The following is a 13,437-nucleotide window of genomic DNA, read 5'->3' as shown; positions in this document are numbered from 1 at the left end:
CCCGCTACGCGGCCACGGTGCGGGCCAGCAGATCGGTCGCGGCGTGCACCGTGCGCAGCGTCGGTGCCTCGGCGCCGGTGATGTCGGCCATCTCCACGACGGCCGTGACGATGGCGTCCAGTTCCAGTTGCTTGCCCGCTTCGAGGTCCTGGAGCATGGACGTCTTGTGGTGGCCGACGCCCTCGGCGCCGCGCAGCCGCTTCTCGATGGAGATGTCGGGCCGGGAGCCGACGCGGGCCGCGACGTCGAGGATCTCCTCCATGACGCGGGTGACCATGGTGCGGGTCGACGGGTGCCGGCAGATGTCGACCATGGTGGCCCGGGTGAGGGCGCTGATCGGGTTGAAGGCGGCGTTGCCCATCAGCTTGATCCAGATGTCGTCGCGGAGGTTCTCCTCGACGGGACACTTCAGACCGCCCGCGATCATGGCTTCGCTGAGCGCCGTGCACCGGTCGGAGAGTTCGCCGCCGGGCTCGCCGATGGAGAACCGGGTGCCTTCCAGGTGCCGGATGACGCCCGGGGACTCGATGACGGTGGCCGGGTAGACGACGCAGCCGATGGCGCGCTGCGGGGGCAGCACCTCGCTGGTGGCGCCGCCCGGGTCGACGGCTTCGATGCGGCGGCCCTCGTAGGGGCCCTTCAGCTGGTGGAAGTACCACCAGGGGATGCCGTTCTGTCCGGCGACGACCGCGGTGTGCTCGCCGAGCAGCGGGGTGATCAGGGCGCCGCTGGTGGCGTACGAGTGGGCCTTCAGACCGAGGAAGACGTAGTCGACCGGGCCGATCTCGTTCGGGTCGTCGGTGGCGTGCGGGTGGGCGGTGAAGTCGCCGCGGGGGCTGAGCACCCGGACGCCGTTCTGCTGGATGGCCCGCAGGTGGTCGCGGCGGGCGATGAGGTGGACCTCGGCGCCGCCGCGGTGCAGGGCGGCTCCGACATAGGCGCCGATGGCTCCGGCGCCGACAACTGCGATCTTCATCGTGACTCCTCCGGGCATTCGAGGGTGTGGGGAGTTACAGGGAGGGACGTGAGGTCGTGCGGGTGAAACGGGTGGGGCGACGCGGTTGCACGGCCGCGTCGCCCCACCGTCTGCGGGAAGCGCGTCAGCGCATGAGCTTCACCGCGGCGAGGACGAGCGGGTCGAATCCGTCCGCGCCGTCGGCACCGTCGGCGCCCTCGGCGCCCTCCTCAACGGAGGCGAGGAGCCGCTGGCGCATCCGCGGGTCCCAGAACTTGGTGAGGTGGCCGGCGACGGCCTCGGCGGCCTGGTCGGCCGGGAGGTGGGCGTGGTGCTTGGCGATGTCGTTGGCCATCCGGCGTTCGGCCGGTACGGCGGTGTGGGTCATGTCAGTCCCCCGCCGTGACGCGGGCGCGCCGCACCTGGACAGCGGTCACCTTGTACTCGGGGCAGTTGGTGGCCCAGTCCGAGTTCTCGGTGGTCACCACGTTCGCCCCGGTGACCGGGTGGTGGAACGTCGTGTAGACGACGCCGGTCGGCATCCGGTCGGAGATCTGTGCCTTGAGCGTGGTGGTGCCGACGCGGCTGGCGAGGGTGACGGTGTCGCCGTCGGTGATGCCGCGTTCCTCGGCGTCGTGCGGGTGCAGTTCGAGGATGTCCTCGGGGTGCCAGGCGACGTTGCCGGTGCGCCGGGTCTGCGCGCCGACGTTGTACTGGCTGAGGATGCGGCCGGTGGTGAGGACCAGCGGGTAGCGGCGGGTGCTGCGTTCGTTGGTCGGGACGTACGAGGTGACGACGAACCGGCCCTTGCCGCGGGTGAATTCGTCCACGTGCATGGTCGGGGTGCCCTCGGGGGCCTCTTCGTTGCACGGCCACTGGACGCTGCCGAGCTTGTCGATGAGGTTGAAGGAGACGCCCTCGAAGGTCGGGGTGACCTGGGCGATCTCGTCCATGATCTGCGACGGGTGGTCGTATTCCATGGGATACCCCATGGCGGTGGCGATCTCGCAGACGATCTGCCACTCGTGCTTGCCCGCCTTGGGGGCCATCACCTGGCGGACCAGGTTGATGCGCCGCTCGGCGTTGGTGAACGTGCCGTCCTTCTCCAGGAAGGAGGCGCCGGGCAGGAAGACGTGGGCGAACTTGGCGGTCTCGTTGAGGAACAGGTCCTGGACGACGACCAGTTCCATGGCTTCGAGCGCGCTGGTGACGTGCTGCAGGTTGGGGTCGGACTGGGCGATGTCCTCGCCGTGCACGAACAGGCCGCGGAAGCTGCCGTCGATCGCCGCGTCGAACATGTTGGGGATGCGCAGTCCCGGCTCGGCGAGGAGCGTCTCGCCCCACAGGTCCTCGAAGACGGAGCGCACAGCGTCGTCGGAGACGTGCCGGTAGCCGGGCAGTTCGTGCGGGAAGGAGCCCATGTCGCAGGAGCCCTGGACGTTGTTCTGCCCGCGCAGCGGGTTCACGCCGACGCCGTCGCGGCCGATGTTGCCGCAGGCCATCGCCAGGTTGGCCATGCCCATGACCATGGTGGAGCCCTGGCTGTGCTCGGTGACGCCGAGGCCGTAGTAGATGGCGCCGTTGGGTGCCGACGCGTAGAGGCGGGCGGCGGCGCGCAGCTCGGCGGCGGGGACGCCGGTGACCTCCTCGGTGGCCTCGGGGCTGTTCTCCGGGCGGGCCACGAACTCGGCCCAGTCCTCGTAGCCCTCGCAGCGCTGCGCGACGAAGCCCTTGTCGACGAGGCCCTCGGTGACGACGACGTGCGCCATCGCGTTGACCACGGCCACGTTGGTGGAGGGCCGCAGCTGGAGGTGGTGGCTGGCCTCGATGTGCGGGGAGCGGACCAGGTCGATGCGGCGCGGGTCGACCACGATGAGCCGGGCGCCCTCGCGCAGCCTGCGCTTCATCCGGGAGGCGAACACCGGGTGGCCGTCGGTCGGGTTGGCGCCGATGACCATGATGACGTCGGCCTCGGCGACCGAGCGGAAGTCCTGGGTGCCGGCCGATTCGCCGAAGGTCTGCTTCAGCCCGTAGCCGGTGGGCGAGTGGCAGACGCGGGCGCAGGTGTCGACGTTGTTGTTGCCGAAGGCGGCGCGGACCATCTTCTGGACGACGTACACCTCCTCGTTGGTGCACCGCGAGGAGGAGATGGCGCCGATCGCGCCCTTGCCGTGCCGGTCCTGGATCTCGCGCATCCGGCGGGCGACGGTGCCGATCGCCTCGTCCCACTCGACCTCGCGCCAGGGGTCGGTGATCCGGTCGCGGACCATCGGCTTGAGCTTGCGGTCGGGGTGGGTGGCGTAGCCGAAGGCGAAGCGGCCCTTCACGCAGGAGTGGCCCTCGTTGGCCCCGCCGTCCTTGTACGGGACCATGCGCACGAGTTCGTCGCCGCGCAGCTCGGCCTTGAAGGAGCAGCCGACACCGCAGTACGCGCAGGTGGTGACGACGGAGCGGGTCGGCATGCCGAGGTCGACGACCGAGCGCTCCTGGAGGGTCGAGGTCGGGCAGGCCTGGACGCAGGCGCCGCAGGAGACGCACTCGGAGTCCATGAACGACTCGCCCGCGCCCGCCGCCACCTTGGACTCGAAACCGCGCCCCTCGATGGTCAGCGCGAACGTGCCCTGCACCTCGCCGCAGGCCCGTACGCAGCGCGAGCAGGCGATGCACTTGGACGGGTCGAAGTCGAAGTAGGGGTTGGAGGTGTCCTTCTCGGCGTCGAGGTGGTTCTCGCCCTCGTAGCCGTAGCGGACCTGGCGCAGGCCCACCACGCCCGCCATGTCCTGCAGTTCGCAGTCGCCGTTGGCGGGGCAGGTCAGACAGTCCAGGGGGTGGTCGGAGATGTAGAGCTCCATGACGCCCTGGCGCAGCTTCTCCACCTTGGGGGTCTGGGTGCGCACCGACATGCCCTCGCTGCACGGGGTGGTGCAGGAGGCGGGGGTGCCGCGGCGGCCGTCGATCTCCACGACGCACAGCCGGCACGAGCCGAACGCGTCCAGGCTGTCGGTGGCGCACAGCTTCGGGATGTCGACGCCGGCCTCGGCGGCGGCGCGCATCACCGACGTGCCCTCGGGCACGGTCACCGGCATCCCGTCGATCTCCACGGACACCGTGGCCGGGCCCGGCCGCTCGGGTGTGCCGAAGTCGGGTTCCTTGAGGAGCGTCATGACGCCCCCTCCGTCCTCTGTACGGGAGTGGGTACGGGTGTGTCCACGGGCGTGATGTCCAGAGGCTTGCGCCCGCCGAGGAAGTCGTCGGGGAAGTGGGCGAGGGCGCTGCGCACCGGCATGGGGGTCAGTCCGCCCATCGCGCACAGCGAGCCGTCGGTCATCAGGTCGCAGAGGTCTTCGAGCAGGGCCAGGTTCTCGTCCCGGTGCGTGCCGGCGACGATGCGGTCGATCACCTCGACGCCGCGGACGGCGCCGACCCGGCAGGGCGTGCACTTGCCGCAGGACTCCTCGGCGCAGAACTCCATGGCGAACCGGGCCTGTGCGGCCATGTCCACGGAGTCGTCGAAGACCACGACGCCGCCGTGCCCGAGCATCGCGCCGGCCTCGGCGAACGCCTCGTAGTCCATCGGCAGGTCGAACTGTTCCACCGGGAGGTACGCGCCGAGCGGTCCGCCGACCTGGGCGGTGCGGACGGGGCGGCCGCTGAGGGTGCCGCCGCCGTACTCCTCGATCAGCTCGCGCAGGGTGATGCCGAAGGCGGTCTCGACGATGCCGCCGCGCTTGACGTTGCCGCCGAGCTGGAAGACCTGGGTGCCGCGGGAGCGGCCGACGCCGAGGTCCTGGTAGGCCTTCGGCCCGTCGGCGAGGACGACGGGGACGGTGGTGAGGGTGAGGACGTTGTTGACGACGGTCGGTTTGCCGAAGAGGCCCTCGATCGCGGGGATCGGCGGTTTCGCGCGGACCATGCCGCGCTTGCCCTCCAGGCTGTCCAGCATGGAGGTCTCCTCGCCGCAGATGTACGCGCCTGCGCCGACCCGGACGGTCAGGTCGAAGTCGAGCGACGAGCCGAGGACGCCCTTGCCGAGCCAGCCCTGGCCGTGGGCGATCTCGATGGCCGCGTTCATGGTGGCGATGGCGTCGGGGTACTCGGAGCGCAGGTAGATGTAGCCCTCGCTCGCGCCGACGGCGTGTGCGGCGATCGCCATGCCCTCGATGAGCAGGAACGGGTCGCCCTCCATGACCATGCGGTCGGCGAAGGTGCCGCTGTCGCCCTCGTCGGCGTTGCAGCAGATGAACTTGAGGCCATCGGGGCAGTCGAGGACGGTCTTCCACTTGATGCCGGCCGGGAATCCGGCGCCGCCGCGGCCGCGCAGGCCGGACTCGGTGACCTGGGCGACGACGTCGGCCGGGTCGAGGGCGAGGGCGGCGCGCAGGCCGCGCAGGCCGCCGTGGGCGACGTAGTCCTCGGGCGAGAGCGGGTCGATGACGCCGACGCGGGCGAAGGTGACCCTGTTCTGCCTTGCCAGCCAAGGGAGTTGATCGATGCGGCCGAGGCGCAGCGGGTGGTCGCCGCCGGTGAGCAGACCGGCGGCGAGCAGTCCTGGTACGTCGTCGGGGGTCACCGGGCCGTAGCCGATGCGGCCCTGCTCGGTGACGACCTCGACGAGCGGTTCGAGCCAGAGTGCGCCGCGCGATCCGTTGCGCACCACCTCGATGGCGAACTCGCCTTGCTCACTGGCCTGTTGGAGTGCGGCGGCGACCTCGTCGGCGCCGACAGAGCGGGCCGCCGAGTCGCGCGGGACGTACACGATGGTCGGGTTCTGCATCGTCACACCGTTCCGTTGAGGAGCGCGCCGAGCCGTTCGGGGCTGACCCGGCCGTGCAGCCGGCCGTCGACCTCCACCGACGGGCCGAGGGCGCAGTTGCCGAGGCAGAAGACCTGTTCGACGGTGACCGCGCCGTCGGCGGAGGTCTCCCCGATCGGGGTTCCGGCCTCGCGTGCGTAGCTGACCAGGCGGTTCGCGCCGAGTGCCTGGCAGGCTTCGGCGCGGCAGATGCGGACCGTGCTGCGGCCCGCGGGTTCGCGGCGGAAGTCGTGGTAGAAGGTCACCACTCCGTGGACGTCGGCGCGGGAGAGGTTGAACTCGTCGGCGAGGACCGGGATGGCCTCCTGCGGTACGCAGCCCAACTCGGCCTGCACCGCGTGGAGTACGGGCAGCAGCGCGCCGCGTTCGGCGCGGTGTGCGGCCGCGGCTCTCCTGACCACGCTCTCGACCGACACGTCCGTACCGCTGGTCGTCATGATCGCTTCGCCTCCGTCATGCGGGTCTCCGGCGAGAGGCGCTGGAGACAGTGGCACTACCCCATACAGGTTTCTGTATACAGAAGCCGAAAGTAAAGGGCCTGGACCGGATCCGGGCCCCAACACCCGCGTTCCTGCAGCTCGTTCACGATGCGGCGAGCGAGACTCCGGCCTCGGGTGCGCTCTCCGCGTCCCCGACCGCTTCGTCCGGACCGCAGGCCGCCCGCAGCTCGATGAGCCAGGGCAGCACGGTGCGCAGCAGGATGTCGAGCCCTCCGCCGTCCTCGCCGAGCAGTGCCTCCGCGGGGACGAACGCGGGGTCCGCGAGCACCGTGGAGGTGGCGCTGCCGGGCGGGCCGGAGCGGCCGGGACGGGCCGGGACGAACAGGTCGGGGGCGTGCGCCGGGACCGCCCACAGGCTCAGCCCGTCACGCGCCGCGACCGGCCGCGACGACCAGAGGTAGAGGTCGGCCTCCCCCGCCGCCACGACCTGGTGCTTGCGGGCGCACAGGGCCACGACCCCGCCGCCCTGCTCGGCGGTGCCGTGCGGCGACAGGAGCGAGGTGCCGACGCCCGGCTCCCCGTCGTCGTCCTCGGCCAGCGCGAGGCTGCACAGGTGCCGGCCGGCGGCGATCTCGCCGCGCAGCCAGGGATCGCCGTGCTCCTCGACGACGGCTACGGCGGCGTAGTGCGCCTGCAGCACGGCGGCGGTCGCGGGACAGACCCCGGCGGTGCGTTCGACCACGGCGGCGGCTTCCGTCAACCCCCTCCCCCCGCCGCCGAGTTCGGCGGCGACGGTGAGCCCGAGGAGTCCGGCGCCGCCGAGCGCCGTCACGGCGTGGCGCGGGAAGGCGCCCCGCGCTCGGGTCACTTCCGCGCGCGGCGCGACGACGTCGGACAGGACGTGCGTGAGAGCGGTGCGGTACGACACGGGGCGACCCCCTCGTGAGCGGCATCTGATGCGGTACGTTGATTGCATACAGTATTTCGGATGCACTTCTGGGCGCCAGGGGTACGACGGAGCCCTTTGGATTTCCTTTACGACGCCCGCTCCGGGCGCTCCGGGCACGCCCTCCACCGCGAGACACCCCCGCCCCGCGACTGTCTACTGCATACTAAAGTCGGTATCCCGAGATCTGACGGCACGTCAGAACCCAATGAGGGAGGGGCTCTTCATGCCCGAGACGCCCATGGCCATGGCCGCCCGCGGCCCGATCTCCCGGCCGGTCCCGCTCCGCCAGGCCGTCTACGACGCCCTGATCGAGATGATCATCAATGGCACCCTCACCCCCGGCCAGCACCTGGTCGAGGCGGACCTCGCCGAGCACCTCGGGGTGAGCCGGCAGCCGGTGCGCGAGGCACTGCAACGACTCCAGGCGGCCGGATGGGTCGACCTGCGTCCCGCCCAGGGCGCGTACGTGCACGCGCCGACCGTCGAGGAGTGCACCCAACTGCTCGGCGTACGGGCCGTGTTGGAGACCTACTCGGCGCGCGGTGCGGCCCAGCACGCGTCGGCGCAGGACGTCGCCCGGCTCTGGGAGCTGCAGGAGGCGGGCATCGCCGCGCTCGCCGCCGACGACGCCCGGGCGATCGTCGAGGCCAACGCCGCGCTGCACACCCACATCACGCACCTCTCGCGCAACGCCGTCCTCGCCGAGCTGATCCCACAGGTCGACCAGCGGGTGCGCTGGTACTACACGCCGATCGCCAAGCCCCGCGGCAAGGACGCCTGGAGCGAGCACGCGCTGATCATCGAGGCCATCGCCGAGGGCGACCCCGACCGCTCCGAGGCCCTGATGCGCCAACACACCCAGCGCACCACGGACTTCTACTGCCGGCAGATCGCCGCCGCCATCGGCCTGAGCGACTGACGACGGCAGGCTGCCCCGACTGCTGTGACAGCCCTTGCCGCTACCAGACCCATCCTGTACACAGTATCCAGTCGACGCGATCCGGCCGTGTCCGAAAGCCGTCGATCTTGAATCCCCCGAAGCGTGTACGCAGGCGACCACGGCGTCGCCCCGCGGCACGGCGACGGGGTCCGCAGCGGCGGGGAGCGCCCCCTGCGTCGCACGGACCCCGTCGCAGCCGCTGTCAGACCTCCGGTGTCGTCGTGTAGGCGGGGAAGTTGCCGGGCAGCCGTTCCCCCGCGGGTCCCTGGGTGACCGCGCGGACGAGCAGCTCGCCGCCCACGAACGCACCGCGCCACGAGGCGCCGAACCCGCCGAACAGCTCCTCGCGGTCACCCCGCGAACGCGGCCCGCCCTGACCGACCTTGAAGGCCCGGATCTGCGGGGCCAGCCGCGCGAACGTCGCCTCGTCGTCCGTCGACAACGACGCCACCAGCGCGCCGTTCGAGGCGTTCATCGCCGCGAGCAGCTCCGCCTCCGTGTCCACCAGCACGATCGTGTCCACCGGTCCGAACGGCTCCGCGTGGTGCAGCGGCGACGACGCCGGCGGCCCGAGCAGCGTGACGGGATGGACGTACGCGCTCGTGTCCTGTCCCGGCAGGAACCGGTCGGGGTCGGGCGCGGAGCGGTGCAGCGGGACGGCGCCCCGGCCGATGGCCTCGCTCACCTGGTCGGTGAGCTCCTTCGCCTTCGCCGCGTTGATCAGCGGCCCGAAGTCCAGCTGGGGGTAGGGGTCTTGAGGGTCTTCCACGGCGAGCGGGTGGCCGATCCGCAGGCCGCGGACGGCCGGCAGGTAGGCGTCGAGGAAGGCGTCGAAGGAGTCGCGCTGCACGACGAACCGCGGGTAGGCGGTGCAGCGCTGCTTGCCGTAGTCGAACAGCTTCGGGACCGTCGCCGTCAGCTTGTCCCAGTCGCTGAAGTTCCAGAAGCCCCAGGTGTTCAGCCCCTCCTGCTCCAGGATGTGCCGCTTGCCCAGGTCCGCGACCGCGGTCGCCACCGCGGCGCCGGTGTCCCGCCCGCCCACGAAGGAGACGCAGCCGATCTCCGGCGCCCGCACCAGCGCCTGCGACAGCTCTCCCCCGCTGCCGCTGACCAGCGTGAACGGCAGTCCCTCGCGGGCCGCGATGGCGCTCGCCAGGGTCAGGCAGGCGACCCCGCCGTCCGTCGGGGTCTTGGCGATGACCGCGTTGCCGGCGAGGGCCTGCACCAGCATCGCGTGCACCAGCACGCTCATCGGGTAGTTCCAGCTCGCGATGTTCGACACCGGGCCCTCCAGTGGCGCCCGGTCGCCCAGCATGTCGTCGATGTTGTCGACGTACCAGCGCACGCCGTCGATCGCCCGGTCCACGTCCGCCGTCGCCAGCCGCCAGGGCTTGCCGATCTCCCAGACGAGCAACAGGGCGAGCAGTTCGCGGTGTTGGCTGAGGCCGTCCAGGGTGGCGGCGACGCGGGCGCGGCGCTCGGGCAGGGCGATGTGGCGCCACGCGCGGTGCTGGTCGAGGGCGGCGCGCACGGCGCGGTGCGCGGTGTCGGCGTCGAGCCGCGGCGGACCCGCGATCGGGCTGCCGTCGACCGGACTGGTCGCGGGCAGGGCACGGCCGTCGGCGTGCCAGGTGCCGTTCCAGAGGTTGAGGACGCGGTCCTCCCGGAACGCCTCGGGGGCGACGGTGAGACAGCGCTGCCAGGCGTCGTCCCAGGATGTACCGGACTTGAGGGTGGTGACCATGGTTCTCTCCGCTCTCGGTGCACAGTCGGGGGCGGTGCTTGCATGATTTCCCTGGTGGACGGGAGGTGCCCAGGGGACACCTCCCGTACGCCAACTCCCTTACAGATATGGGGCGTTGGTGACTATGAAAAGCGTCACTGATCGGCCGCGAGCCGGTCGAGGACCAGCCGTGCCGTCTCCGTCGGCGTGGCGCCGACACGAACGCCGACGGCCTCCAGGGCCGCCTTCTTCGCCTGCGCCGTGCCCGACGAACCCGAGACGATGGCGCCGGCGTGGCCCATGGTCTTGCCCTCGGGCGCGGTGAACCCGGCGATGTAGGCGACGACGGGCTTGCTGACGTGGTCGCGGATGTGGGCGGCGGCGCGCTCCTCGGCGTCGCCGCCGATCTCGCCGATCAGGACGATGAGTTCGGTCTCGGGGTCGTTCTCGAAGGCTTCCAGGCAGTCGATGTGCGTGGTCCCGATGACGGGGTCGCCGCCGATGCCGACGCACGAGGTGAAGCCGATGTCCCGCAGTTCGTACATGAGTTGGTAGGTGAGGGTGCCCGACTTGGAGACGAGGCCGATCCGGCCCTGCTTGGTGATGTCGGCGGGGATGATGCCCGCGTTGGACTGGCCGGGCGAGATCAGTCCCGGGCAGTTGGGGCCGATGATCCGGGTGCCCTTGCCCCGCGCGTACGCGGTGAAGGCGACGGAGTCGTGGACCGGGATGCCCTCGGTGATGACGACGGCGAGCGGGATGCCCGCGTCGGCCGCCTCGACGACGGCCGCCTTGGCGAACGCGGGCGGCACGAAGACGACGGTGACGTCGGCGCCGGTGGCCCGCATGCCGTCGGCGACGCTGCCGAAGACCGGGACCGCCCGGTCGTCGAAGTCGACGCTGGTGCCGGCCTTGCGGGGGTTGACGCCGCCGACCACGTTCGTCCCTGCGGCGATCATGCGGCGGGTGTGCTTGGTGCCCTCGGCCCCGGTCATGCCCTGGACGAGGACCTTGCTCTCCTTGGTGAGATAGATGGCCATGTCCGGGCTCCTCAGGCGGTCGCGGTGGCGAGGTCGGCGGCGCGGCGCGCGGCGCCGTCCATGGTGGTGGCCTGCTCGATCAGCGGATGCGCGGCCGCGTCGAGGATGGCGCGCCCGCGCTCGGCGTTGTTCCCGTCGAGCCGGACCACCAGCGGCTTGCTCAGCCGCACGCTGTCCAGGGCCTTGACGATGCCGTCGGCGACCGCGTCGCAGGCGGTGATGCCGCCGAAGACGTTGACGAAGACGGACCGGACGGCCGGGTCGGAGAGGATGACGTTCAGTCCGTCGGCCATCGTCGAGGCGGAGGCACCGCCCCCGATGTCGAGGAAGTTGGCGGGCCTGGCGCCGCAGCCGGCGACCACGTCGAGGGTGGACATCACTAGTCCCGCGCCGTTGCCGATGATGCCCACCTCGCCGTCGAGCTTGACGTAGTTGAGTCCCTTGGCGGTCGCCTCGGCCTCCAGCGGGTCCGGGTGCTCGACGTCCGCCGCACCCCAACGGGCCTGACGGAAACGGGCGTTGTCGTCGAGCGTGACCTTTCCGTCGAGCGCGAGGATCTGCCCCTGCCGGGTGCGCACGAGCGGGTTCACCTCCACGAGGACGGCGTCCTGGCGGGTCAGCACCTCCCACAGGCGGACGAGGACGTCGACGGTCTGCGGCGGCAGGCCGGCCGCCTCGGCGATCAGTGCGGCCTTGGCGCTGGTGACGCCCTTGGCCGGATCGACGGCGACCCGGGCCACGGCCTCGGGCCGGGTGGCCGCGACCTCCTCGATGTCCATGCCGCCCTCGGCGGAGGCGATGGCGAGAAAGGTGCCGGCCGCCCGGTCGAGCACGTACGAGACGTAGAACTCGCTCTCGATGTCGACGGGTTGGGCCACCATCACCGTGTGGACGGTGTGGCCCTTGATGTCCATGCCGAGGATCTGACGCGCCGTGATCTCGGTGGCGGCCGGGTCGGCGGCGAGCTTGACGCCCCCGGCCTTTCCACGGCCGCCGGTCTTCACCTGTGCCTTGACGACGACCTTGCCGCCGAGCCTGCGCGCGATCTCCCTGGCTTCCTTCGCCGAGGCGGTGACCTCGGCCTGCGGCACCAAGATGCCGTGTTCCGCGAAGAGTTCCCTTGCCTGGTGTTCGTACAGGTCCATTCTCGGCTCCTGAAAGAAGTGCCGCACGCCCCCTGGACACCACCATCGGATGCGGGATACCAAGTTCATACAGTATTCGAGCACTGTATGCAATGTACGAACGACCGGCCAGGCATGGTGGGCCGCGGTCCGCCGCGCCCTCTCCCGACGCGTACGTCCCCGAACCATGAACCCGTACAAGTAGTGAGGTGAGTCGGCAGTGACCAAGGCTCTTGAAGGTGTGCGTGTCCTGGACATGACCCATGTCCAGTCGGGTCCGTCCGCCACGCAGCTGTTGGCGTGGCTGGGCGCGGACGTGATCAAGCTGGAGGCGCCGTCAGGGGACATCACGCGCAAGCAACTGCGCGACCTCCCCGACGTCGACTCCCTCTACTTCACGATGCTCAACTGCAACAAGCGGAGCATCACCCTCAACACCAAGTCCGAGCGCGGCAAGGAGATCCTGACCGAGCTGATCCGCCGCTCGGACATCCTCGTCGAGAACTTCGGCCCGGGCGCGATCGACCGGATGGGGTTCACCTGGGACCACATCCAGTCCATCAACCCGCGGATCATCTACGCCTCCATCAAGGGCTTCGGTGACGGCCCCTACACCAACTTCAAGGCGTACGAGGTCGTCGCCCAGGCCATGGGCGGCTCGATGTCGACCACCGGCTTCGAGGACGGGCCACCGCTCGCCACGGGCGCCCAGATCGGTGACTCAGGCACCGGCGTCCACACCGTCGCCGGCATCCTCGCCGCCCTCTTCCAGCGCGAGAACACCGGCCGCGGCCAGCGGGTCAACGTCGCCATGCAGCACGCCGTCCTCAACCTCTGCCGCGTCAAGCTCCGCGACCAGCAGCGGCTGGCCCACGGCCCCCTCGCCGAGTACCCCAACGACGACTTCGGGACCGAGGTCCCCCGCTCCGGCAACGCCTCGGGCGGCGGCCAGCCCGGCTGGGCGGTGCAGTGCGCGCCCGGCGGGCCCAACGACTACGTCTACGTCATCGTCCAGCCCATCGGCTGGCAGCCCATCACCGACCTGATCGGCCGCCCCGAACTCGCCGACGACCCCGAGTGGGCCACCCCCGAGGCACGGCTGCCCAAGCTCAACAAGATGTTCCAGCTCATCGAGGAGTGGACCTCCACCCTCCCCAAGTGGGAGGTCCTGGAGAAGCTCAACGCCCACAACATCCCCTGCGGCCCCATCCTCTCCACCGAGGAGATCATCGAGGACGCCTCCCTCATCGCCAACGAGATGGTCGTCGACGTCCCGCATCCCCAGCGCGGCACCTTCAAGACCGTCGGCTCCCCCCTCAAACTCTCCGACTCCCCCGTCGAGATCACCAGCTCGCCGCTCCTCGGCGAGCACAACGAAGAGGTCTTCGTCGGTGAACTCGGCCTGGGCGACGAGGAGTTGCGCCTTCTGAAGTCGAACGGAGTGATCTGATTG

Annotated in this window: 11 protein-coding genes; 2 read left to right on the top strand and 9 right to left on the bottom strand. The window is 70.8% G+C overall.

The window, feature by feature from the left end:
• Positions 1 to 4: 4 nt before the first annotated feature.
• The 6 genes from RBJ77_RS10980 to RBJ77_RS10955 all read right to left on the bottom strand — a co-directional run bounded on the left by RBJ77_RS10980 (position 5) and on the right by RBJ77_RS10955 (position 7,136).
• Positions 5 to 976, bottom strand: coding sequence for a 2-dehydropantoate 2-reductase (locus RBJ77_RS10980; RefSeq protein ID WP_372344817.1), 972 nt, complete (start codon positions 974 to 976; stop codon positions 5 to 7).
• Between the two features lie 124 nt (positions 977 to 1,100).
• Positions 1,101 to 1,343: a formate dehydrogenase subunit delta gene (locus RBJ77_RS10975; protein WP_372344816.1), complete on the bottom strand. Its 243-nt coding sequence runs from the start codon at positions 1,341 to 1,343 to the stop codon at positions 1,101 to 1,103.
• A gap of 1 nt (position 1,344) precedes the next feature.
• On the bottom strand, positions 1,345 to 4,119 hold the full coding sequence (gene fdhF / locus RBJ77_RS10970) for a formate dehydrogenase subunit alpha (protein ID WP_372344815.1): 2,775 nt from the start codon (positions 4,117 to 4,119) through the stop codon (positions 1,345 to 1,347).
• A complete protein-coding gene (locus tag RBJ77_RS10965; RefSeq protein WP_372344814.1) occupies positions 4,116 to 5,729 on the bottom strand; it encodes a formate dehydrogenase beta subunit in 1,614 nt (537 codons plus the stop codon). The genes fdhF and RBJ77_RS10965 overlap by 4 nt, the downstream gene beginning before the upstream one ends.
• Before the next feature lie 2 nt (positions 5,730 to 5,731).
• Positions 5,732 to 6,205 (bottom strand): NAD(P)H-dependent oxidoreductase subunit E, encoded by a 474-nt coding sequence (locus tag RBJ77_RS10960; RefSeq protein ID WP_372344813.1) that lies wholly within the window; start codon positions 6,203 to 6,205, stop codon positions 5,732 to 5,734.
• 145 nt (positions 6,206 to 6,350) lie between these two features.
• On the bottom strand, positions 6,351 to 7,136 hold the full coding sequence (locus RBJ77_RS10955) for an acyl-CoA dehydrogenase family protein (protein WP_372344812.1): 786 nt from the start codon (positions 7,134 to 7,136) through the stop codon (positions 6,351 to 6,353).
• 244 nt (positions 7,137 to 7,380) lie between these two features.
• On the opposite strand from RBJ77_RS10955, the gene RBJ77_RS10950 reads away from it, so the two are divergent.
• Positions 7,381 to 8,076, top strand: coding sequence for a GntR family transcriptional regulator (locus tag RBJ77_RS10950; protein WP_305127514.1), 696 nt, complete (start codon positions 7,381 to 7,383; stop codon positions 8,074 to 8,076).
• A gap of 223 nt (positions 8,077 to 8,299) precedes the next feature.
• On the opposite strand, the gene RBJ77_RS10945 is transcribed toward RBJ77_RS10950, so the two are convergent.
• The 3 genes from RBJ77_RS10945 to sucC form a co-directional block, all read right to left on the bottom strand.
• Complete coding sequence (locus RBJ77_RS10945) at positions 8,300 to 9,841, bottom strand: aldehyde dehydrogenase family protein (RefSeq protein WP_372344811.1); 1,542 nt, start codon at positions 9,839 to 9,841, stop codon at positions 8,300 to 8,302.
• Between the two features lie 134 nt (positions 9,842 to 9,975).
• Positions 9,976 to 10,860 carry a succinate--CoA ligase subunit alpha gene (sucD, locus tag RBJ77_RS10940; RefSeq protein ID WP_372344810.1) on the bottom strand — a complete coding sequence of 295 codons (885 nt, stop codon included), beginning with the start codon at positions 10,858 to 10,860 and terminating at the stop codon, positions 9,976 to 9,978.
• A gap of 11 nt (positions 10,861 to 10,871) precedes the next feature.
• Entirely contained in the window at positions 10,872 to 12,005 is a 1,134-nt protein-coding gene (gene sucC / locus RBJ77_RS10935; protein WP_372344809.1) for an ADP-forming succinate--CoA ligase subunit beta, read from the bottom strand.
• A 199-nt stretch (positions 12,006 to 12,204) separates the two neighbouring features.
• On the opposite strand from sucC, the gene frc reads away from it, so the two are divergent.
• A complete protein-coding gene (frc, locus tag RBJ77_RS10930; protein WP_255970045.1) occupies positions 12,205 to 13,434 on the top strand; it encodes a formyl-CoA transferase in 1,230 nt (409 codons plus the stop codon).
• Positions 13,435 to 13,437: the final 3 nt, after the last annotated feature.

The sequence above is a fragment of the Streptomyces sp. KL116D genome (assembly GCF_030766975.1).
In the GTDB taxonomy this organism is placed as follows: Bacteria; Actinomycetota; Actinomycetes; order Streptomycetales; family Streptomycetaceae; genus Streptomyces; species Streptomyces longispororuber_A.
Note: the sequence above shows the minus strand (reverse complement) of the source record. Positions and strands in the feature narration are given on the sequence as shown.

Coding starts and splice junctions, on each gene's coding strand:
- fdhF (WP_372344815.1), bottom strand. CDS start 4,119: ATGACGCTCCTCAAGGAACCCGACTTCGGCACACCCGAGCGGCCGGGC.
- RBJ77_RS10945 (WP_372344811.1), bottom strand. CDS start 9,841: ATGGTCACCACCCTCAAGTCCGGTACATCCTGGGACGACGCCTGGCAG.
- RBJ77_RS10950 (WP_305127514.1), top strand. CDS start 7,381: ATGCCCGAGACGCCCATGGCCATGGCCGCCCGCGGCCCGATCTCCCGG.
- sucD (WP_372344810.1), bottom strand. CDS start 10,860: ATGGCCATCTATCTCACCAAGGAGAGCAAGGTCCTCGTCCAGGGCATG.
- RBJ77_RS10965 (WP_372344814.1), bottom strand. CDS start 5,729: ATGCAGAACCCGACCATCGTGTACGTCCCGCGCGACTCGGCGGCCCGC.
- sucC (WP_372344809.1), bottom strand. CDS start 12,005: ATGGACCTGTACGAACACCAGGCAAGGGAACTCTTCGCGGAACACGGC.
- RBJ77_RS10975 (WP_372344816.1), bottom strand. CDS start 1,343: ATGACCCACACCGCCGTACCGGCCGAACGCCGGATGGCCAACGACATC.
- RBJ77_RS10980 (WP_372344817.1), bottom strand. CDS start 976: ATGAAGATCGCAGTTGTCGGCGCCGGAGCCATCGGCGCCTATGTCGGA.
- RBJ77_RS10960 (WP_372344813.1), bottom strand. CDS start 6,205: ATGACGACCAGCGGTACGGACGTGTCGGTCGAGAGCGTGGTCAGGAGA.